This is a genomic window from Polaromonas sp. A23, from assembly GCF_002001015.1.
Classification (GTDB): Bacteria; Pseudomonadota; Gammaproteobacteria; order Burkholderiales; family Burkholderiaceae_C; genus Polaromonas.
Map to the genome: position 1 here is coordinate 42,088 of NZ_MUNO01000013.1, position 20,056 is coordinate 62,143.

Here is a 20,056-nt window from a genome sequence, read left to right on the forward strand (position 1 = left end):
TTGCGTTGCCGGGCTTTTGAACCTGAACAGCTTCGGTTCAGGTCATATGCGGGGCCATATCAGGCCGCGCGCAGGGTTGGGTAGCGTACATGCTCAACCAGCTCCTGGACCTTGCGGCTGGGCGCAGGGGTCACAAAGCTGACCAGGATGATCACAGCGAAGCCGATCGGCACGCCGAACACGCCGGCCGAGATCGGCTGAATGTCCCACCAGAGCTGGATCGGGGAGGTGATGCCGAACAGGCCGCGCATCCATGGCTGGGTGGTGATCATGTAATAGAACGTGGTACCCAGACCGGCTGCCATGCCCAGGGAGGCAGCAATGCCACTGGCGCGTTTCCAGAAGATCCCCAATGTCAGGGCCGGGAAGAACGCAGCCGCAGCGAACGAGAACGCCGCAGAGACCAGGAACAGAATGTCGGCCGGTTTCTGCGCCGCCACATAAGCGACACACAGGGCTACCACCAGCAGCAAGACCTTGGAGATGGTCACGCGGCGTGCGGTGGAGGCGTTCGGGTCGATCATTTTGTAGTACAGGTCATGGCTCAACGCGTTGGCAATCGTCAGCAGCAGGCCGTCAGCAGTAGACAGAGCAGCGGCCAGACCACCGGCAGCCACCAAGCCGGACACCACGTAAGGCAGGCCGCCAATCGCGGGAGCCGCCAGCACGATGATGTCACCACCGATGGACATTTCGTTGAGTTGCAGCAAGCCGTCCTTGTTGATGTCCACCACCGACAGCAGGGTCGGGTCAACCTTGTTCCAGGCGGTAATCCATTCCGGCAGTGCGTTGAACGGTGTTCCCACCACCAGGGTGAAGACCTCGTATTTCACCAGCACGGCCAGGGCCGGCGCAGTGAAGTACAGCAGGAAAATGAAGAACAGCGACCAGGTGACCGACTGCCGTGCTTCTTTCACGCTTGGAACGGTGTAGTAGCGCATCAGGATGTGCGGCAACGCGGCAGTGCCCACCATCAGGCAGAAGATCAGCGCCAGGAAGTTACGGCGTGACACGTCGTAAGCCTTCTGGGCAGCCGCATCGCCGTTCGGATCACCAGCAAACTGCTGGGCGTGCGGTGGCATGCCGTTGAGCGGCTTGGCTTTAGCGTCAGCCCCAGCCTTGGCGGCCGTCCAGGTTTTCGTGGCAGCGGCAGCATCTTTCGGCACAGCAGCAAGCGCTTTTTCAGCGGCAGAAATCTCCGACAGCGCGCCATTGGCAGCCTTCAGATCAGCCACGGTTTTCTCCGCCGCTGCCTTGTCTGCAGCCAGCGCCGCAGCAGGATCTTTCAGCTTGGCGGCCAGGGCTGCCGAACGCTGTTTGAAGATCTCGCGAACTTCCACTTCTTTGGCGTTGGTGGTCAGCTCTTTTTCTTTGGCCGTCACTTTTTGCAGCTGGAAGCCGTAGATGGCCTGCGGAACCGGCACGCTGGTCTGTTTGACCGACAACCACACCACAGGAATCATGTAGGCCACGATCAAGATGATGTACTGGGCCACCTGTGTCCAGGTCACAGCACGCATGCCGCCCAGGAAAGAGCAAACCAGAATACCGCCCAGGCCCAGGAAAATCCCCAGCTCAAAAGCCACACCCGTCAAGCGGGCCGTGATGATGCCGACGCCATAAATCTGCGCAACCACATAGGTGAAGGAGCACAGAATCGCAGCGACGATACCGATGAATCGCGGCAGGTTGCCGCCGTAGCGTTCACCCAGAAAGTCGGGAATCGTGAACTGGCCGAACTTACGCAGGTAGGGCGCAAGAAACAGGGCCACCAGGCAGTAACCGCCCGTCCACCCCATGATGAAGGCCAGGCCGCTGTAACCTGTCAGGTAGAGCGTACCGGCCATACCGATGAAGGAGGCGGCAGACATCCAGTCAGCACCCGTGGCCATGCCGTTGTACACAGCCGGTACGCGGCGGCCTGCCACGTAATACTCGGCAGCGTCCGTTGTACGGCTCATGATGCCGATGCCGGCATACAGGCCAATGGTGGCCAGCAGGAAGATCAAGCCGATCCATTGACGGGACAAGCCCATCTGCTCGAGGACGGCCAGTACCACCACGAAGGCGAGAAAGCCCCCGGTGTACCACTTGTAAACCTTGTTCAAGCCAGACTTGAACGCGGCGTTGGAGGCCTTGGTGTTACCGCCGCCGTTATCAGAACCAAACATTCCAGCCATGATTATTCCTCGCTCTCTTGGACGCCGTGCTCAATATCGAGCTTGCCCATGTACCAGGCGTAATACCCGATGATCGCCACGTAAATCACCAAAGCCCCTTGTGCTCCCATCCAGAAGCTAAAGGGCCAGCCAAAGAAATTGAAGTTCAATTCACGTGCGTAATAACTCACGACGAACGTCACGACGAACCAGATCACGAGCAGGATGCCCGTGACGTTGAGGTTCTTCCGCCAATAACGGCGATGGTTGTCAGTCAACTGCATAACACTTGCCTCCATCAACAACGCCCTTTCGGGCACATCGCGATCACCACCAGTCCCGGCGTGGCCTGCAAGCCGGATCGCGTCTTATAAGCCTGGGCAGGACCCTGGCCTTCAAATACCCGCCCAGTTGGTTTGCGTTCAGGAAGGCTGAGCGATGCTCAGCCCCGTCTCGCGCTCCAGCTGGGCGGCCACTTTAGGCTCAAACCTTTTGAGGTGGCGAATGACTTTCACCGCCTCTTCAGGGTCTTGCCTGTCAACATGAACCCGCGCCAGCTGATACCAGCCGAACGGGCTCATGGGCTGCAGTTCTGTGTTTTTCTTGAGCGCCTGCACCGCTTCGTCAAAGCGGCGGTCGCGAATGAGGAGCAGTGCCAGGCCGTACCAGGCCCGGTCCATCTTGGGCTCGATATCCAGCGCGCGGCGAAAAGCGGGTTCAGCGTCCGGATGGCCGCCTATGTCTTCCAGCATGTAGGCCAGGTTGAACCAAGCCGCGGCGGTATCGGGAAAGCGTGCCGCCAGCTCGCGCAGGGCTTCAATGGCACCGTGCTTGTCGCCCAGCTGCGCGAGCACATGGGCACGACTCGCCAGCGCGTAACGGTCGCCGGGGCGCACCAGCAGCATCTGGGTGAACTTCTCCAGGGCTGCCGCCTGCCTGCCGAATACCAGCAGGACAAGCGCCTGGAGTTTGAGATACCAATAAGCGGCAACGGCGTTCATTTGCACAGCTCCACGCCGATTTCCAGGCAAATGCGGATTTTCATGAGGGTTGCAGCGATCCAGATGAAGAGCAGCAACAAAAACGCCACGAGCGGTACGTGGCGGTCAATGATCTGTTTGGGAGTGATGAAGCGGGAGGCCACCACAAAGGGTTTGCCAACGATCTGCAGGATTTGGTAGAAGAGATTGGTGTCTTTCCTGGCGCCTGCGAGCAACCCAAGTATCCATTGCCCGAGCAACGCCAACAGGGCAATCTCAGCTATCAATTTGAGAGTGGATGCGAAGAAAAGCATAGGGCCTTTGGCAACAATGGCTTGATTGTTGCCCCGGTCCTTACCGACTTCTTACAAATTGACGCAGAGGCTGACAGCCCCCGTTCAAACCCTCCTAGGACTTTCCCTTGGTTTCAGCCGATTCACACCGCTGAAGCGGCCGGCTGTAAAACCAAGGGCTTAAGGACCTCCGCAAATCCCCTGCGGTCTGTGCTCGCGCGGGTTCGCCGGGGCGATGCGGAGGGTGCTTAGCCGGTTCAGGAGGCGAGTTGCTTCCAGGTGTCGATCACGGTGTCGGGATTGAGCGAGATCGAACCAATGCCCTGCTCCTTGAGCCACAACGCAAAGTCGGGGTGATCGCTGGGCCCCTGACCGCAGATGCCAACGTACTTGCCCTGACGGTTGCAGGCCTGGATGGCGCGGCTCAGCATGGCCTTGACAGCCGGGTCGCGTTCGTCGAAGTCTTCCGCCAGAATGGCCAGCCCGGAGTCGCGGTCCAGGCCGAGGGTGAGCTGGGTCAGGTCGTTCGAACCGATCGAGAACCCATCGAAGAATTCAAGGAACTCATCGGCCAGGATGGCGTTGCTCGGCACCTCGCACATCATGATCACGCGCAGGTCTTTTTCGCCGCGCTTCAGGCCATGCTGGGCCAGCAGGTCGGTGACCTTTTTTGCTTGCCCGAGGGTGCGGACAAACGGCACCATGACCTCGACATTGACCAGGCCCATGTCGTCGCGCACGCGGCGCAGCGCCTCGCACTCCATCGCAAAGGCTTCGCCAAAATCGGGGCTGAGGTAACGCGATGCACCGCGAAAGCCGAGCATCGGGTTTTCTTCTTCGGGCTCGTAACGCGAGCCGCCAATGAGTTTGCGGTACTCGTTGGACTTGAAGTCCGACAAACGCACGATCACCGGCTTGGGCCAAAAAGCTGCAGCAATCGTCGCTACACCTTCGGCCACCTTGTCGACATAAAAAGCACGCGGCGAGGCATGGCCGCGCGCCACGCTTTCAACTGCCTTTTTCAGGTCGGCATCAACATTCGGGTAGTCAAGGATGGCCTTGGGATGCACGCCAATATTGTTGTTGATGACGAACTCCAGCCGCGCCAGGCCGACGCCGTGGTTGGGAATCTGGCAAAAATCAAAAGCCAGCTGCGGGTTGCCGACGTTCATCGTGATCTTGATGTCGATGGGCGGCATGGTGCCGCGCTGCACTTCGGTCACTTCGGTCTCGAGCAGGCCGTCATAGATGTTGCCGGTATCGCCTTCAGCGCAGCTGACAGTCACCAGCATGCCGTCCTTGAGCGACTCGGTGGCGTCGCCGCAGCCGACCACGGCCGGAATGCCCAGCTCGCGCGCAATGATGGCCGCGTGGCAGGTGCGCCCGCCGCGGTTGGTCACGATGGCGCTGGCGCGTTTCATGACCGGCTCCCAGTTCGGGTCGGTCATGTCGGTGACCAGAATGTCGCCAGGCTGGACCTGGTCCATGTCCTTGATGTCGCGCACGATGCGGACCGGGCCGGTGCCGATTTTCTGGCCAATTGCCCTGCCCTCGGCTAGCACGGTGCCGGTGCCCTTGAGCTTGTAGCGCTGTTCGGCCTTGCCCTTGGACTGGCTCTTCACCGTCTCGGGCCGCGCCTGCAGGATGTACAGCTGACCGTCGGTACCGTCTTTGCCCCATTCAATGTCCATGGGACGGCCGTAGTGGTCTTCGATAATCACCGCGTAACGCGCCAGTTGCTCGACGTCGGCATCGGTCAGCGAATAACGGTTGCGCAGCTCGGCCGGCACATCGGTGGTCTTGACCAGCTTGCCGCCGGCTTTCTTTTCTTCAGCCGAAGTGAACTCCATCTGCAACAGCTTGCTGCCCAGGTTGCGGCGAATCACGCAGCGCTTGCCGGCCTTGAGCATGGGCTTGTGCACGTAAAACTCGTCGGGGTTCACAGCGCCCTGCACCACGGTTTCACCCAGGCCGTAGCTGGAGGTGATGAAGACCACGTCTTCAAAGCCGCTTTCGGTGTCGATGGTGAACATCACGCCGGCCGCGCCGATGTCGCTGCGCACCATGCGCTGCACGCCGGCCGACAGGGCCACGTCGGAATGGGCAAAGCCCTGGTGCACGCGGTAGCTGATGGCGCGGTCGTTGTAGAGAGAGGCAAATACCTCCTTCATCTTGTGCAGCACGTCCTCGATGCCCACCACGTTCAGAAAGGTCTCCTGCTGCCCTGCAAATGAGGCGTCGGGCAGGTCTTCGGCCGTGGCGGAGGAACGCACGGCAAAGCTGGCCTGGGGGTTGCCTGCGCTCAGCGCCGCAAAACTGTCGCGGACAGTTTTTTCAAGTTCTTTCGGGAAAGGCTGGGCTTCGACCAGACCGCGAATCTGGGCGCCGGCGACGGCAAGCGCACGCACGTCATCAGTGTTGAGTGCATCGAGCACTGCGTTGATTTTTTTGTCCAGGCCATCGTGGGCCAGGAAAATGCGGAAAGCGTGGGCGGTGGTGGCAAAACCGGTGGGTACTTGCACGCCCTTGGGCCCGGTAGGCAATTGCGAGATCATTTCGCCGAGGCTGGCGTTTTTACCGCCGACAGCCTCGACGTCTGTCATCCTCAGGTTTTCAAACGGCACGACCAGGGCGGTCGCCTCAAATAGCTTGGACATGAAAATACTCCGGGAGGTTTAAAAACCGGGACGTGGCGCATGCGCGGCGGGCAACCTTGTTGTTGTTCTAGGGGGTTGGTGCGGGGCATGGCTTGAGAATCTGGATAATTGCCTCGATTGTAGGGGCCTGCCGCCTCTGGCAGCCGCCCCCACCTTTCATAACCCTGAAGCCCAGACATGCCAAACCGCACCGTATTTTTCATTTCCGACGGCACCGGCATCACCGCCGAAACCTTTGGTAACGCCATCCTGGCGCAATTCGAGTTCAAGGCACGCCATGTTCGCCTGCCTTTTATCGACAGTGTCGACAAGGCGCATCAGGTCATCCGCCAGATCAATCATGCGGCCACGGTGGAGGGCACGCGGCCGATTGTGTTCACCACGCTGGTCAACATGGAGATTCTGGCGGTCATCAAGGCGCATTGCCACGGCATGCTGCTGGACATGTTCGGCACCTTTGTGGCGCCCCTGGAAATCGAGCTGGGCATCAAGTCCAACCACCGGGTAGGCCGCTTTTCGGATGCCTCCAAAAGCAAGGAATATGACGACCGCATCGAGGCCATCAACTTCTCGCTGGCGCACGACGATGGCCAGAGCAACAAGGACCTGGCGGGCTCCGACGTGATCCTGGTGGGCGTGAGCCGCAGCGGCAAAACGCCGACCACGCTTTACCTGGCCATGCAATACGGCCTGAAGGCATCCAATTACCCCCTGATTCCGGAAGACTTCGAGCGCCGCCAGCTGCCGCCGGCGCTGGTGCCGCATCGCAAAAAAATCTTCGGCCTGACGATTGCGCCCGAGCGCCTGGCGCAGATCCGCAACGAACGCCGGCCCAACTCCAGGTACGCCAGCCTTGAGAACTGCCGCGAGGAAATCCACGAAGCCGAAGCCATGATGCGGCGCGAAGGCATTCGCTGGCTGTCGACCACCACCAAGTCGATTGAGGAAATCGCCACCACCATCCTGCAGGAAATCCGGCCCGAGCGGCTGGAGTACTGACAGCACTCGCCGCTCTTCTTTTTATAGCTGTTTGCGCCCGCCCGACAAGGGCTACCGGCCATTTTCTCTTATAGAACGGGGGTTGCAGTCGTATGCGCCGTCGCAGCACCGCTGACGGGTACAGAAGCCGAATGGCCGGGCCCGGTGCGTGATGTCTATTTCACAAATAGCCAACGACTATCGACTTACATCAACTTCAAGAGTTATACTATCGTTTCGCAAGTATTTTTAACCAGCCTATAGGAAGCTATCTAGATGTCCCTGATCAATACCCCAGTCCAGCCTTTCAAAACTCAAGCCTTTCTCAATGGCAAGTTCATCGACGTTTCTGACGAATCGTTGAAGGGCAAATGGTCGGTCCTGATCTTCATGCCGGCCGCATTCACTTTCAACTGTCCCACGGAAGTCGAAGATGCCGCCGACAACTACGCCGAATTCCAGAAGGCCGGCGCAGAGGTTTATATCGTGACCACCGACACCCATTTCTCGCACAAGGTGTGGCACGAAACCTCCCCCGCCGTCGGCAAGGCCAAGTTCCCGCTGGTGGGCGACCCGACCCACACGCTGACCAAGGCATTTGACGTGTTCATTCCCGAAGAAGGCCTGGCACTGCGCGGCACCTTCGTGATCAACCCGGACGGCATCATCAAGACCGCTGAAGTGCACTCCAACGAGATCGCACGTGACGTCAAGGAAACCCTGCGCAAGTTGAAGGCCGCCCAATACACCGCCGCGCACCCCGGCCAGGTCTGCCCTGCGAAGTGGAACGAAGGCGCCAAGACAATCGCCCCGTCCATCGACCTCGTCGGCAAGATCTAAGCCCCCGCGGTCCAAGCCCGGGCGATGCACACCTCGGTGTGCGACCCGGGCTTTTTTGTTCCCTTTTGACACGATATTGATACCGAAAGTGAGTCCGCCATGCTCGACGACGCCACCAAAGCCCAACTGAAAAGTTACCTCGAACGCGCCACCGCGCCCATCGAAATCGTCGCTTCACTGGACGACAGCGAAGCCTCTGGCGAAGTGCTGTCGCTGCTGAAAGACGTGGCCGAGTCGTCGCCGCTGGTCAAGCTGACCGAAAGCCGGGACGACCCACATCGCAAGCCGTCTTTCTCGATTAACCGCCCGGGCGAAAACCACGGCCCGCGTTTTGCCGGCCTGCCCATGGGCCATGAATTCACCTCGCTGATCCTGGCGCTGCTGCAGATCGGCGGCTACCCGCCCAAGGTCGAGCAGGCCATCCTCGAGCAGATCCGTGCGCTCGACCGCGACCTCGACTTCGAAATCTACGTCTCGCTGACCTGCCACAACTGCCCCGACGTGGTTCAGGCCCTGAACCTGATGGCGGTGCAGAACCCGCGCATCAAGACCACCATGATCGAAGGCGGCACCTTCCAGGATGAGGTCAAGGAGCGCGAGATCATGGGCGTGCCCACGGTCTTCCTGAACGGCACCATGTTTGGCAATGGCCGCATGAGTCTGGAAGAAATCCTTGCCAAGATCGACACCAGCGGCGTCGAGCGCGAAGCGAAGAAGATCACTGAAAAGACACCGTTTGACGTGCTGATCGTCGGCGGCGGCCCGGCCGGAGCGGCAGCGGCCGTGTACGCGGCGCGCAAAGGCATACGCACCGGCGTGGCCTCCGAGCGTTTCGGCGGCCAGGTGCTGGACACGCTGGGCATCGAGAACTTCATCTCGATCAAGGAAACCGAAGGCCCGAAATTCGCCCACGCGCTGGAAGAACACGTGCGCAACTACGACGTGGACATCATGAACCTGCAGCGTGCCAAGGCACTGGTGCCCAACAGCGGCCCGGGCAAAGACATGATCGAGATCCAGCTGGAAAGCGGCGCCTCGCTGAAAAGCAGGTCGGTGATCATCTCGACCGGCGCGCGCTGGCGCAACATCAACGTGCCCGGTGAGCAGGAGTTCAAGAACAAGGGCGTGGCCTATTGCCCGCACTGCGACGGGCCGCTGTTCAAGGGCAAGCGCGTGGCGGTGATCGGCGGCGGCAACTCGGGTGTCGAAGCGGCGATTGACCTGGCGGGCATCGTTGGCCACGTGACGCTAATCGAGTTCGACACCGCGCTGCGCGCCGATGCTGTGCTGCAGCGCAAGCTTTTGAGCCTGAAAAACGTTGATGTGTTCACCAACGCACAGACCACTGAGATCACCGGCGACCAGAAGGTCAATGGCCTGATCTACAAGGACCGCGCGACCGGCGAGCTGAAAACCGTGCCGCTGGAAGGCGTGTTCATCCAGATCGGCCTGGTGCCCAACACCGACTGGCTCAAGGGTGTGGTCGAGCTGTCCAGGCACGGCGAAATCATTGTGGATGCCAGGGGCCAGACCTCGCTGCCCGGCGTGTTTGCAGCGGGCGACGCCACCACGGTGCCCTTCAAGCAGATCATCATTGCGGCCGGTGACGGCGCAAAGGCGGCGCTGGGCGCTTTCGATCATTTGATCCGGACCTCGGCACCGGTGGCCTGACAGTGCATGAAGCGGTGTGCAGGGCACCGCTTCATGCCGGCAAAGAAGAACGCCTATCAATCCCATTCGTGCTCAGACCGCGTACAAGGGTTATGCATTTCTTCTTGCCCAATGGGAGTTCCGTGCGGACAATCAGCGCATTCAAAACAAAAAAAGGATAAGCAATGAAAGGCGACGCACAAGTCATCAAACACCTGCAGGCTCAACTCAAAAATGAGCTGACCGCCATCAACCAGTACTTCGTGCACTACCGCATGTACAAGCACTGGGGCCTGGACAAGCTGGCCAAGAAGGAATACGAAGAATCCATCGGCGAGATGAAACACGCCGACAAGCTGATGGACCGTATCTTCACGCTCGACGGCCTGCCCAACCTGCAGGACCTCGGCAAACTCATGATCGGCGAAGACGTTCCGGAAGCGCTGGCCTGTGACCTGAAAGCCGAAACCGGCGCCCAGGCGACCATCAAGGACGGCATTGCCCACTGTGAAAGCGTGCGCGACTACGTGTCGCGCGACCTGCTGCAAGGCATCCTGGACGACACCGAAGAGCACATCGACTTCCTGGAAACCCAGATCGAGCTGGTGGGCAAAGTCGGCCTGCAGAACTACCTGCAAAGCCAGATGGGCGAGCTGAGCTGAAGCTGGCGCATTCATTTAAGCAAAAAGCGGGGCCTGGCCCCGCTTTTTCTTTGCCTGCCACCGCGGATTGCTGCCAGCGCTTCAGTCGGGCGCCGGCGTCTGCCCGACCAGACGCCGGCTGAAGAACCCGAGAATCTCGTCCCTTGCAGCCAATGTGGGTTGGCCTGCCTCATCAATCAGGTGGGCTGTCACAACGCTGTGAGGTGTCGTCACATGTTGTGCAAAGAAAGGCGGTACATCAGGGTTGGCAGCCTGGTCCGGCAGCACCCGCGGCTCGAAGCGGTCGCCCAACGCCTCGGCATAAGCCGCAAAACGCTGGGCCCTGCAGAACTTGTCGCCTTCAAACCGGTAAGCCAACACCGTGAGGTTTTCCTGGTCAAGCCGCTGGCGCACCATCTTGACTTCCTCCGGCGATATCTCGATGCCACCCGGGTTGTCGAACGGCAGCGAAGGCTGACACAGCACGGGCGCGAGCATGGCGGGCTCCAGCATCATGGAAAGCGCGAAATTACCGGTCCAGCACATGCCGATGGCGCCGACGCCGGGGCCGCCACATTCCTGGTGTGCCAGCCTTGCCAGCGCCCTGAGCCATCTCGTCACCGGACTTGAGGCATTGACGCCCCCCTTGCCCGCAAAAGCACGGAACTCGGCGCTGACACAGGCGCGCTGAAAGATCGCCGCACCCTCCTCCGCGCCGGGAACCGCGCCGTCACGCCCGAAGAGCGAGGGCATGTAGACGGTGAAACCCGCATCGCGCACCCATCGGGCAAACCGCGCGACGTGCGGGCTGATGCCCGGCATTTCAGTCATCACAATCACCGCCGGGCCCAAGCCGGCATTTCCGCCCACGTAGACCTTCTTCGTCACACTGTCGAGGGTGATCTCGCGGACTTTGAAATCTTCGAGGGCATCGTCATCTTTCATGCTGCGGTGGGTCATCGGGTTCCTTGGGTGATGGGATACCTGAATTAGATGCAGCTTGCCGCTAAACTGCGAGTGTCTATTTCGACATGTTTGATGCGTTTTCAGCCAATGACAGATTTCACCGTTCTGGTCCTGCCTGGGGCCTACGCCGCCAGCGTAGCCATCACGCTGGATGTCCTGCATGCAGCGTCGGCCCTGGCGCCGCGCCTGAAGCTGGCGCGCCCAACATGGCGTGTCATGTCGCCATCCGGCGGCTCCGTACCTTTAAGCAGCAGCATGCACCTGGCAACCACGGCATTGCCCAAACGGCATCGGCCCGACACATCCACCTGGATCGTGCCGGGACTGGGACTGGACAATGCCCAGGCGCTCGCAACCGGCCTGGCGAGCGCGGGCGCGCAGCGGGCGATCGCCGCTGTTGCCGCGCATGCGGCTTCGGGCGGCCGGGTGGCTGCTTCCTGCTCTGCAGTATTCCTGCTTCAGGCCGCCGGGCTGCTGCCCGGGCGCCGGGTCACCACCTCGTGGTGGCTGGCAGCAGAGTTGCGGCGACTAGAGCCTCGCTGCATCGTCGACGCCGACCGGATGGTTTGCGCCGACGGTGCCGTGAGCACGGCAGGCGCTGCATTTGCGCAAACTGACTTGATGCTTCATCTGCTGCGGGTCCAGTTCGGTGCCGCCCTGGCCGACGCCATCGGGCGGATCCTGCTGATCGACGGGCGGCAGGCGCAATCGCCTTTCGTGGTGCCGAGAATGCTGTCCAACGGAAACGAGCTGGTGGCCCGCCTGGTGGCGCGGATTGAATCAGCCTTGCCGCAGCCGCCCAGCGTGGAAGCTCTGGCCCAGGAATTCGCAATGTCCCAGCGAACGCTTTCACGCCATGTGCGCGAAGCCACCGGCAAAAGCACGATGGCCCTGGTGCAAAGCGTGCGGCTCAATCGCGCCCGCATGCTGATTGAGTCGAGCCGGATGACCATCGAGCGGGTGGCCGAGCAAGTGGGCTATGGGGACGCCACCGCGCTGCGCCGCCTGATGCGCAAGGCGGGCACCCATCCCAGCCGGTACAGACCGGCCCTTTGACGCTCTGGGCGCCCATAGAGCGGCACAGGCAATTGATATACATCAGACGCCAGTGCAAAAGGCTGAGGAGGGCTCAAAAAGGGGACAGGAGTCCTTTCCGGCTTGGCTCCACTGTCATACAATGCAAATAACAATGATTCTCATCAAGAATGGGCATTGCAAGGAGCCCAGTGCATGACCCTCTTGTCTTCTGCGCGCGCCGCGAACGGCCTGACCACTGACGCCGCCCCCCTTCCCCTCCACCCTCAAGACAACGCAGGCGGCATCTGTCTGGCCGAGCTGGCGGCGCACCGGCCTACCACCATCACCGGCCTTGCTGCCCGTGGCGGCGAGGCCGGTGCTGTTGTACTGCACCGGCTGGCCGAGTTGGGTTTCATGGCCGGCGAAAGCATTTGCGTGCTGCAGCGCGGCCCGGGCGGGCGCGAGCCCATCGCGGTGCAGGTCGGCGACACGGTGTTTGCGCTGCGTCACCATGAGGCCGGCTTCGTCCAGGTGAAGGCACCGCAATGAACGCCGCCTCCCTGCGCCCCCTGCGCATTGCCCTGGTCGGCAACCCCAACTGCGGCAAAACCGCCCTCTTCAACCTGCTCACCGGCGCGCGGCAGAAGGTTGCCAACTACGCCGGCGTCACCGTTGAGCGCAAGGAAGGCCGCACCCGCCTGCCCGATGGCCGCGAGCTGGCGGTGATGGACCTGCCCGGCGCCTACAGCCTGAACCCGGCCACCACCGATGAAGCGGTCACGCACGACATGGTGATGGGCCTGCGCGAAGGTGAAAGCCCGCCCGACGGCATCATCGCCGTGGTGGACGCCACCAACCTGCGCATGAATCTGCGCCTGGTACTGCAACTGCGCGCATTGGGCCGGCCCATGGTGCTGGCGCTCAACATGATGGATGTGGCTCGCGCACGCGGCCTGCAGATCGACATCCCGCGGCTCTCGGCGGAACTGGGCATGCCTGTGGTGGAAACCGTGGCGGTGCACAACCCCTGGTTTGCTGCCTTGCGCGGCAAGGCCGGGCAAAGCGGACGGGAGGCGCTGCTGCAAGCCGCCCAAAAGGCCATTTCAGCATCGGGTAATGCATCATTTTCGGCCTCAGCCCATATTCCACGGGCGCAATCAGCTACTAAAAACATAGCAATTGAAGCACAAGACCCGATCGCCCTGCAGGCGCGGGTACGGGCCATCCTGGCTGTGGCCGTGCCCAATGCCGGCCAGGTCAAACGTTTCAACCACCGCATCGATGCTGTCGTGATGCACCCGGTGGCTGGCCTGCTGCTGCTGGCCACTGTGCTCTTCCTGATTTTTCAGGCGGTGTTTGCCTGGGCCAACCTGCCGATGGACCTGATCAAGGAGGCCGTTGCCACCACTGGCGCGTTGGTCCAGGCGAACGTCGCACCCGGCCTGCTGCAAAGCCTGCTGGTTGACGGCATCGTTGCCGGTGTGGGCGGTGTGCTGGTCTTCCTGCCGCAGATCGTGATTCTGTTTTTCTTCATCCTGCTGCTGGAAGACTCGGGCTACCTGCCGCGAGCCGCCTTCCTGCTCGACAACCTCATGGGCAAGGTCGGGCTCTCAGGCCGCGCCTTCATTCCACTGCTATCGAGTTTTGCCTGCGCGATTCCCGGCATCATGGCCACACGCACCATTCCGCACTGGCGCGACCGGCTCGCCACCATCATGATCGCCCCGCTGATGACCTGCTCGGCCCGGCTGCCGCTGTATGCGCTGCTGATAGGCGCCTTCATTCCAAACCGCGAAGTCGGCTTCTTCAACCTGCAGGGCCTGACCCTGTTTGCGCTTTACCTGCTCGGCATCGTGTCGGCCATGGCCGTGGCCTGGGTCTTCAAGCGCACCTGGGCCAAGAGCAGCTACCAGCCGCTGATGCTGGAACTGCCGCCCTACCGTTTGCCCAACCTGCGAAACCTGTTGCTGGGACTGTGGCAACGGGTGGAAATTTTCATGCACCGCGTGGGCACGATTATTTTCTCGCTGATGGTGGTCCTGTGGTTTCTCTCGACCTTCCCCAGCCCACCCGACGGCGCCACCGGCGCGGCCATCCAGTACAGCTTTGCCGGCATGATTGGCAAGGCGCTCGAGGTGGTGTTTGCACCGATCGGATTCAACTGGCAGATCTCGATTGCGCTTGTGCCTGGCATGGCGGCGCGCGAGGTGGCGGTGGGCGCACTTGGCACGGTGTATTCGCTGTCCGCCGCCGGTGACGATGCGGCCGAAGCGCTGAGTCCGCTGATTGCGCAGAGCTGGTCGGTCGCCACTGCTTATTCGCTGCTGGCCTGGTATGTCTTTGCGCCCCAGTGCATCTCGACGCTGGCCGTGGTCAAACGCGAAACCAATTCCTGGCGTTACCCGCTGTTGATGGCCGCCTACCTGTTTGCGCTGGCCTACGCCGCGTCTTTTGTCACCTACCGCGCCGTGCTGGGGTTGACCACATGATGCCAACGCAACTGGAAGCCGTGGTGGTTTATACGGTAGTCGCCTTCTGCGCGGTCTACTGTGTCTGGCTGTTCATGCCGGCGACCATGAAACGCTGGATGGCCAATGCCCTGCTGCGCCGCTTCCCGCGCCTGCAAGCATGGAGCACCCTGCAGGCCGCAACCCGGGACCCCGCCGGTTGCGGCTCGGCCTGCGGCAATTGCGCCAGCGCAGGCGCCCGTCCGCCAGCACAAGAACACCAGGTTCACTGGGCAAAAAAACGCCGCTCACCACCAGGCTGAAGCGCTTTTCATTGGCGCATGGCTTTTACGCCACAGCAACGCCCTGTTTTTCAAAATTTCTGGCCGGCGCCCTCACACGTTATTACGAATCATTATCATTTGACATACACTCGGTAACTTACCCAGTCAGCCAGCCAACTCGCACCCCTCCGGGCAGCCCCGAGCACAGCCAAGCCATTTCATGAAAACCAGGTCCGCTGCCGAAACCGGCCGGACCACGCTTGGAGGCCATCGTGGCAAACCCTTCTACACGCGCCGCACGTTCAGCGCGTCACAAAAAAAAACGCTTCGCCAATGCTGCTGTGCAAACACCCGCCGCGTCAGCCCCCACTGGCAAAGCCCTGCTGCCCTTGGGCGCGCTCATGCTGGCCGCTTCCTTTTCCAGCTGGGCACAAACCAGCACCGCCCCCGCTACCGCTCCCGCAGCCAAGGTCTCGCCAACCGATACCCTGACGCCTGTCGTGGTGCGGGAAAAAGCTGACGACAACGGCAAGGACTCGCTGCGGGTGAACCGCTCCACCATCGGCAAGGGCAACCAGGAGTTGCGGGACATTCCGCAATCCGTCACGGTGGTCACTGAAAAACTCATCGACGACCGCAACCTTGATACGATCAAGGAAGCACTGAAAAACACCGCCGGTATCAGCTTCCTGGCCGCCGAGGGTGGCGAAGAAGACATTCGCCTGCGCGGCTTCCCATTGCAAAGCACCGGTGACCTGTTCATCGACGGCATACGCGACCCGGCTTTTTATGAACGCGACACCTTCAACCTGGACCGCCTGGAAATCCTGCGCGGCTCGGCTTCCATGCTGTTCGGCCGCGGCTCTACAGGCGGCGCAGTCAATCAGGTCAGCAAAGTACCGCGCCTGATCACCGAACACGAGGTCTCCACCACGCTGGGCAACCACAACTACAAGCGCGTGACGGGCGACTTCAACATCAAGACAGGCGAAAACGCGGCCCTGCGCATCAACGCCATGACCACCTCTGCCGACAACAACGGCGCCGGCAGCAGCCTCGACAAGCGGGGGCTGGCCGTGAGTTATCGGCTGGGCATTGGCACGGCAGACGAATTCCTGGCCAGCCTTTACCATCTGGACAACCGAAACGGCATGAACTACGGCATGCCGTGGATCCGCCCGAACGCCAGCTCACCTGCAAGCGACACCACCATGCTGCCGCTCGATCCGAAGGCCTACTACGGCATGGCCAGCGACTACAACAATGGCAGCGCCACCATGGCCACCCTGGGCCACACGCACCGCTTCAGCAGCGACAGCGAGTTGAAAACACAGTTGCGCATCGGAAAATTTGACCGCGACCAGCGGGCCGGTACGGTTCGTATCGCCGCAGCCGCCCTGCAGCCAGGCCGCAGGGCCGTCACCCTGGACAACTTCGGGCCCAGCACCGTGCTCACGCGCGGCACACAACTAAAAATCCAGGACATGGAAACCGTGCACCTGCAAAGCGACTTCAGCAAGAAATTTGACGCGCTGGGGCTCAAGCATGAACTGTTGACCGGCGTTGACTTTGCCAACGAGAAAAAAAACGTCTATGCGGCCCGTACGGCGGCCCAGGGCGGCGTGAATCTGACAAAACCCAACACGCTTGTGGGCACACCTGATGACGGTGCTTCCATTGACGAATCCCGCCGCGTGCTGCGTACCTCCAGCGACTTTGTGTCCAGTGGCATGGGTGTGTATGCACAGGACCTGATCCAGGTGGCACCGCACTGGAAGGTGCTGGTGGGCCTGCGTTATGACAGCATGAAAGGTGACTACAAGACCTACGCAATTCCAACCGCGGCGCCCGGTCCTGTGACCACCACCGCGTACAGCCAGAAAATTTCAGAGTGGAGCAAGCGTGTGGGTCTGCTGTACCAGCCGAACCCGCTGCACTCTTTCCACTTCTCCTACGGCACGTCGTTCAACACCTCGGGCGACACCTACTCCTACAGCGCCACGACGGTGAATACACCGCCGGAGTCGAGCCGCAATATCGAACTGGGCGCCAAGCTGGACACGGCTGACAAACGCTTCACCACACGCATGGCGATTTTCCACTCGACCAAGCTGCATGAACGCAACACCGACCCGCTGCTCAATATTGACGTGTTGTCCGGCAAGCGGCATGCGGCCGGCGCCGAGATTGACATCACCGGGCGCCTGACACCGCAATGGGAGGTTTATGGTTCCTACATGTGGATGCCCAGCGCCCGCATCGACATCGGGGCTGCCGGCGCTGAAGGCCAGGGTTCACGTCCCTCGCTCACACCATTGCACAGCGGTACGGTGTGGACCACTTACCAGCTCACACCTAAATTCCGCGTGGGCGGTGGCTTGAACTTCCGCGGCGAACAGACGCCCATCCGCAACCCGGGCTGGAAAGTGCCTGGCTACGTGACCGGTGACCTGATGGCAGAGTACGTTGTCAACCAGATGCTGGCCGTGAAAGCGAACATCTCGAATGTGACCAACAAGCTTTACGCGGACTCGCTGTACACCGGGCATTACATACCGGGCGCAGGCCGGCTGTTCCAGGTCACGGCCAACGTGAAGTTCTGATAGCGCAACTTTCTCCAAGGTTCTTGCCGCTCCATCCCGGGGCGGCTTTTTTACTTGAGTTCTTACTTGTATAACCCTGACCATGCTGCACTCCCTGCCCGACATCCTTGATGCCAATGACCTGCAAGTGGCCCGCAAGCTGCTAGCTGACGCACCTTGGGCCGATGGCAAGGCCAGTGCAGGCAGTCAGGCGGCGCAGGTGAAAAACAATGCCCAGTTGCCGTATGACTGTGAAGCGTCGCGGACGATCAGCGCGATGGTGACCCGTGGGCTGGAGCGCAGCGCCCTGTTTCTGACGGCAACCTTGCCCAAAAAGATATTCACTCCGCGCATCAACCGTTACAGCGGGGCGGCCAATCATTATGGCAACCACATCGACGGCGCCATACGCACCCTGCCGGACGGGCAGCGTGTGCGCACCGATGTGTCCTGCACCGTCTTTCTGTCGAACCCGGAGGACTACGAGGGCGGAGAGCTCACCATCGCAGATACCTATGGCGAACAACGCGTGAAGCTGCCGGCCGGCCACGCCGTGCTTTACCCCGGCACCAGCTTGCACCAGGTGCAGCCAGTCACGCGCGGCGAACGCCTGGCCTGCTTTTTCTGGGTGGAGAGCCTGGTGCGCAGCGACGAGCAGCGGCGCCTGCTGTTCGAGATGGACATGGCCCTGATGCAACTGCGCCAGACCCACGGGGAAAGTGCGGGCACCACCACGCTGACCGGCACGTACCACAACCTCCTGCGCATGTGGGCCGACACGTGAAGGCAGCTGGCCCCGTTCCGGTTCCTGCCATTCAGGCGCTGCCGCCCGGCCTGGTGAATCTGGCCGACCATGAAGCTTTTGCACGTACACGGCTCGACGACCAGGCCTGGGCCTATTTCAGCGGTGGCGCGGCAGACGAGCTGACCCTGCGCGCCAACCGCAGTGCCTGGGACAAGCTGCACCTGCTGCCCCGCGTGTTGCGGCCCTTGAATGGCGGGCATACACGTGTCGAGCTGTTGGGACGCACTCTGGCCCACCCGTTGCTGGTGGCGCCTGTGGCGTACCAGCGCATGGCACATCCTGACGGGGAAATTGCCATGGCGCATGCAGCCGCCTCGCAGGGAGCCGGGCTGGTGCTGAGCACGCAGGCCAGTGTTTCCCTGGAAACCGTCGCCAGCGCATTCGGTGCGTATGCCGAACGCGGCCCTCTGTGGTTTCAACTCTACCTGCAGCATGACCGGGGCTTTACGCGCCAGCTGGTTCAACGTGCGGAGGCCGCTGGTTATGAAGCGCTGGTTCTCACGGTGGACGCGCCGGTCAGTGGCGCGCGCGACCGGGAACGGCGTGCCGGTTTCAAATTGCCAGCCGGTGTTTCGGCGGTGAATCTGGCGCAGCTTGCTGCGCCCCCTGCAAACACCAGCGGCAGCCTGTTCGACAGCCTACCCGCGCATGCGCCCACCTGGGCCGACGTGCAATGGCTGCAAGAGACCACACGTCTTCCGGTGCTGCTCAAGGGCGTGCTTCACCCGGCAGACGCGCGCCAGGCGGCGGCGCTGCAAGTGGCTGCGCTGATCGTCTCCAATCATGGCGGCCGTACGCTGGACACCACGCCGGCGACTGCAGCGGTGTTGCCGCGCATCGCCGCTGCTGTGAAGGGCGACCTGCCGCTGCTGGTTGACGGTGGCATTCGCCGCGGCACCGACGTGCTCAAGGCCGTGGCCCTGGGTGCGCGCGCCGTGCTGGTGGGCCGGCCGTGCGTGTACGGGCTGGCCAACGCGGGTGCGATCGGGGTGGCCCATGTGCTGCGCTTGCTGCGCGACGAGTTGGAGATAGCCATGGCTCTGTGCGGCTGCGTTAATCTGGACCAGGCTACATCCGAGCTGTTTTTCGACCAGATTCCCTGATTCTTGTCAGGAGTATCAAGTATTTATTGCAAATGCGACCGATTCGCATTTATACTTAATACGTCGAATTAATCACCAGCAAGCCAATCCATGATCGTCTGTGTCTGCCGCCGAATTTCTGACCGCGAAATAGCTCGTCATGCCCGCGCGGGCCTGGGCTTTGACGAGATCCAGTTCGAACTCGGTATTGCCACCCAGTGCGGTCAGTGTGAAGGGTGTGCCCGGGACGTGGTCGCGCAATGCGGCGCTACCTGCCCCACGGCCCACATCAAGCGCGCCGACCACCCAATGGAAGGCAGCACATGGAATCCTCAGTCACCCTTTTTGCAACCCTCGCCGGCAGCCTGATCTTCGCGGTCAGCCCGCTCTGGTGGATTTTCCGCCGATAGTGCACCTTCTTCCTGCATACGCGTTCTTACTTCTGCATCCACTAGACTTCCGATGAACGCTTCCGCCATTCCGGGCCCCAACGCCATCGGACTTCCGACTACATCCGTGCGCTTACCTTTCAGCCGCAACTTCCTCATTGCCGCCAGCGTGGTCATCTTCCACGTGCTTGTGCTGTGGGCGATGCAAAACGGCCTGTTGCGCCGCGCCGTGCAGCACGTTGTTCCCGCTGAAATACTCACACACATCATCGAGATCGAGCCGCCC

At 61.3% G+C, this 20,056-nt stretch carries 18 protein-coding genes and 1 pseudogene; 13 read left to right on the forward strand and 6 right to left on the reverse strand.

The window, feature by feature from the left end; translation table 11 throughout:
* Nucleotides 1–59: 59 nt before the first annotated feature.
* From B0B52_RS06855 to ppsA, 5 genes are all read right to left on the reverse strand, one after another.
* A complete protein-coding gene (locus tag B0B52_RS06855) occupies nucleotides 60–2,180 on the reverse strand; it encodes a sodium:solute symporter family protein (RefSeq protein WP_077592886.1) in 2,121 nt (706 codons plus the stop codon).
* A 2-nt stretch (nucleotides 2,181–2,182) separates the two neighbouring features.
* Entirely contained in the window at nucleotides 2,183–2,443 is a 261-nt protein-coding gene (locus B0B52_RS06860) for a DUF4212 domain-containing protein (protein WP_077592887.1), read from the reverse strand.
* Nucleotides 2,444–2,581: 138 nt separating this feature from the next.
* Nucleotides 2,582–3,160 (reverse strand): tetratricopeptide repeat protein, encoded by a 579-nt coding sequence (locus B0B52_RS06865; protein WP_077592888.1) that lies wholly within the window; start codon nucleotides 3,158–3,160, stop codon nucleotides 2,582–2,584.
* Nucleotides 3,157–3,426 (reverse strand): hypothetical protein, encoded by a 270-nt coding sequence (locus B0B52_RS06870; protein WP_254425659.1) that lies wholly within the window; start codon nucleotides 3,424–3,426, stop codon nucleotides 3,157–3,159. Before B0B52_RS06870 ends, B0B52_RS06865 begins: the two co-directional genes overlap by 4 nt.
* A gap of 263 nt (nucleotides 3,427–3,689) precedes the next feature.
* Entirely contained in the window at nucleotides 3,690–6,089 is a 2,400-nt protein-coding gene (ppsA, locus tag B0B52_RS06875; protein WP_077592890.1) for a phosphoenolpyruvate synthase, read from the reverse strand.
* Between the two features lie 177 nt (nucleotides 6,090–6,266).
* On the opposite strand from ppsA, the gene B0B52_RS06880 reads away from it, so the two are divergent.
* The 4 genes from B0B52_RS06880 (at nucleotide 6,267) to bfr (ending at nucleotide 10,219) form a co-directional block, all read left to right on the forward strand.
* Nucleotides 6,267–7,088, forward strand: a complete 822-nt coding sequence (locus B0B52_RS06880) for a pyruvate, water dikinase regulatory protein (RefSeq protein ID WP_077592891.1) — start codon at nucleotides 6,267–6,269, stop codon at nucleotides 7,086–7,088.
* Between the two features lie 255 nt (nucleotides 7,089–7,343).
* A complete protein-coding gene (gene ahpC / locus B0B52_RS06885; RefSeq protein WP_077592892.1) occupies nucleotides 7,344–7,907 on the forward strand; it encodes an alkyl hydroperoxide reductase subunit C in 564 nt (187 codons plus the stop codon).
* 99 nt (nucleotides 7,908–8,006) lie between these two features.
* Nucleotides 8,007–9,578 carry an alkyl hydroperoxide reductase subunit F gene (ahpF, locus tag B0B52_RS06890; protein ID WP_077592893.1) on the forward strand — a complete coding sequence of 524 codons (1,572 nt, stop codon included), beginning with the start codon at nucleotides 8,007–8,009 and terminating at the stop codon, nucleotides 9,576–9,578.
* A 164-nt stretch (nucleotides 9,579–9,742) separates the two neighbouring features.
* Nucleotides 9,743–10,219 (forward strand): bacterioferritin, encoded by a 477-nt coding sequence (gene bfr, locus B0B52_RS06895; RefSeq protein WP_077592894.1) that lies wholly within the window; start codon nucleotides 9,743–9,745, stop codon nucleotides 10,217–10,219.
* 81 nt (nucleotides 10,220–10,300) lie between these two features.
* On the opposite strand, the gene B0B52_RS06900 is transcribed toward bfr, so the two are convergent.
* Nucleotides 10,301–11,158: a dienelactone hydrolase family protein gene (locus B0B52_RS06900; protein ID WP_077592895.1), complete on the reverse strand. Its 858-nt coding sequence runs from the start codon at nucleotides 11,156–11,158 to the stop codon at nucleotides 10,301–10,303.
* A gap of 93 nt (nucleotides 11,159–11,251) precedes the next feature.
* On the opposite strand from B0B52_RS06900, the gene B0B52_RS06905 reads away from it, so the two are divergent.
* The 9 genes and pseudogenes from B0B52_RS06905 to B0B52_RS06945 form a co-directional block, all read left to right on the forward strand.
* The gene (locus tag B0B52_RS06905) at nucleotides 11,252–12,220 is read left to right on the forward strand and encodes a GlxA family transcriptional regulator (protein ID WP_077592896.1); all 969 of its coding nucleotides are present in this window, start codon (nucleotides 11,252–11,254) and stop codon (nucleotides 12,218–12,220) included.
* A 174-nt stretch (nucleotides 12,221–12,394) separates the two neighbouring features.
* The gene (locus B0B52_RS06910; protein ID WP_077592897.1) at nucleotides 12,395–12,730 is read left to right on the forward strand and encodes a FeoA family protein; all 336 of its coding nucleotides are present in this window, start codon (nucleotides 12,395–12,397) and stop codon (nucleotides 12,728–12,730) included.
* The gene (feoB, locus tag B0B52_RS06915) at nucleotides 12,727–14,670 is read left to right on the forward strand and encodes a ferrous iron transport protein B (RefSeq protein ID WP_077592898.1); all 1,944 of its coding nucleotides are present in this window, start codon (nucleotides 12,727–12,729) and stop codon (nucleotides 14,668–14,670) included. Before B0B52_RS06910 ends, feoB begins: the two co-directional genes overlap by 4 nt.
* Nucleotides 14,667–14,951: a DUF6587 family protein gene (locus B0B52_RS06920; RefSeq protein WP_139351847.1), complete on the forward strand. Its 285-nt coding sequence runs from the start codon at nucleotides 14,667–14,669 to the stop codon at nucleotides 14,949–14,951. Before feoB ends, B0B52_RS06920 begins: the two co-directional genes overlap by 4 nt.
* A 362-nt stretch (nucleotides 14,952–15,313) precedes the next feature.
* Nucleotides 15,314–17,515: a TonB-dependent siderophore receptor gene (locus B0B52_RS06925; RefSeq protein ID WP_077592905.1), complete on the forward strand. Its 2,202-nt coding sequence runs from the start codon at nucleotides 15,314–15,316 to the stop codon at nucleotides 17,513–17,515.
* A gap of 82 nt (nucleotides 17,516–17,597) precedes the next feature.
* Complete coding sequence (locus B0B52_RS06930) at nucleotides 17,598–18,278, forward strand: Fe2+-dependent dioxygenase (protein WP_077592900.1); 681 nt, start codon at nucleotides 17,598–17,600, stop codon at nucleotides 18,276–18,278.
* Complete coding sequence (locus tag B0B52_RS06935; protein WP_174575476.1) at nucleotides 18,275–19,402, forward strand: alpha-hydroxy acid oxidase; 1,128 nt, start codon at nucleotides 18,275–18,277, stop codon at nucleotides 19,400–19,402. Before B0B52_RS06930 ends, B0B52_RS06935 begins: the two co-directional genes overlap by 4 nt.
* Before the next feature lie 90 nt (nucleotides 19,403–19,492).
* Complete coding sequence (locus B0B52_RS06940; RefSeq protein WP_077592902.1) at nucleotides 19,493–19,750, forward strand: bacterioferritin-associated ferredoxin; 258 nt, start codon at nucleotides 19,493–19,495, stop codon at nucleotides 19,748–19,750.
* A 93-nt stretch (nucleotides 19,751–19,843) separates the two neighbouring features.
* Nucleotides 19,844–20,056 (forward strand): annotated as a pseudogene (locus B0B52_RS06945) (energy transducer TonB); the annotation flags it as partial.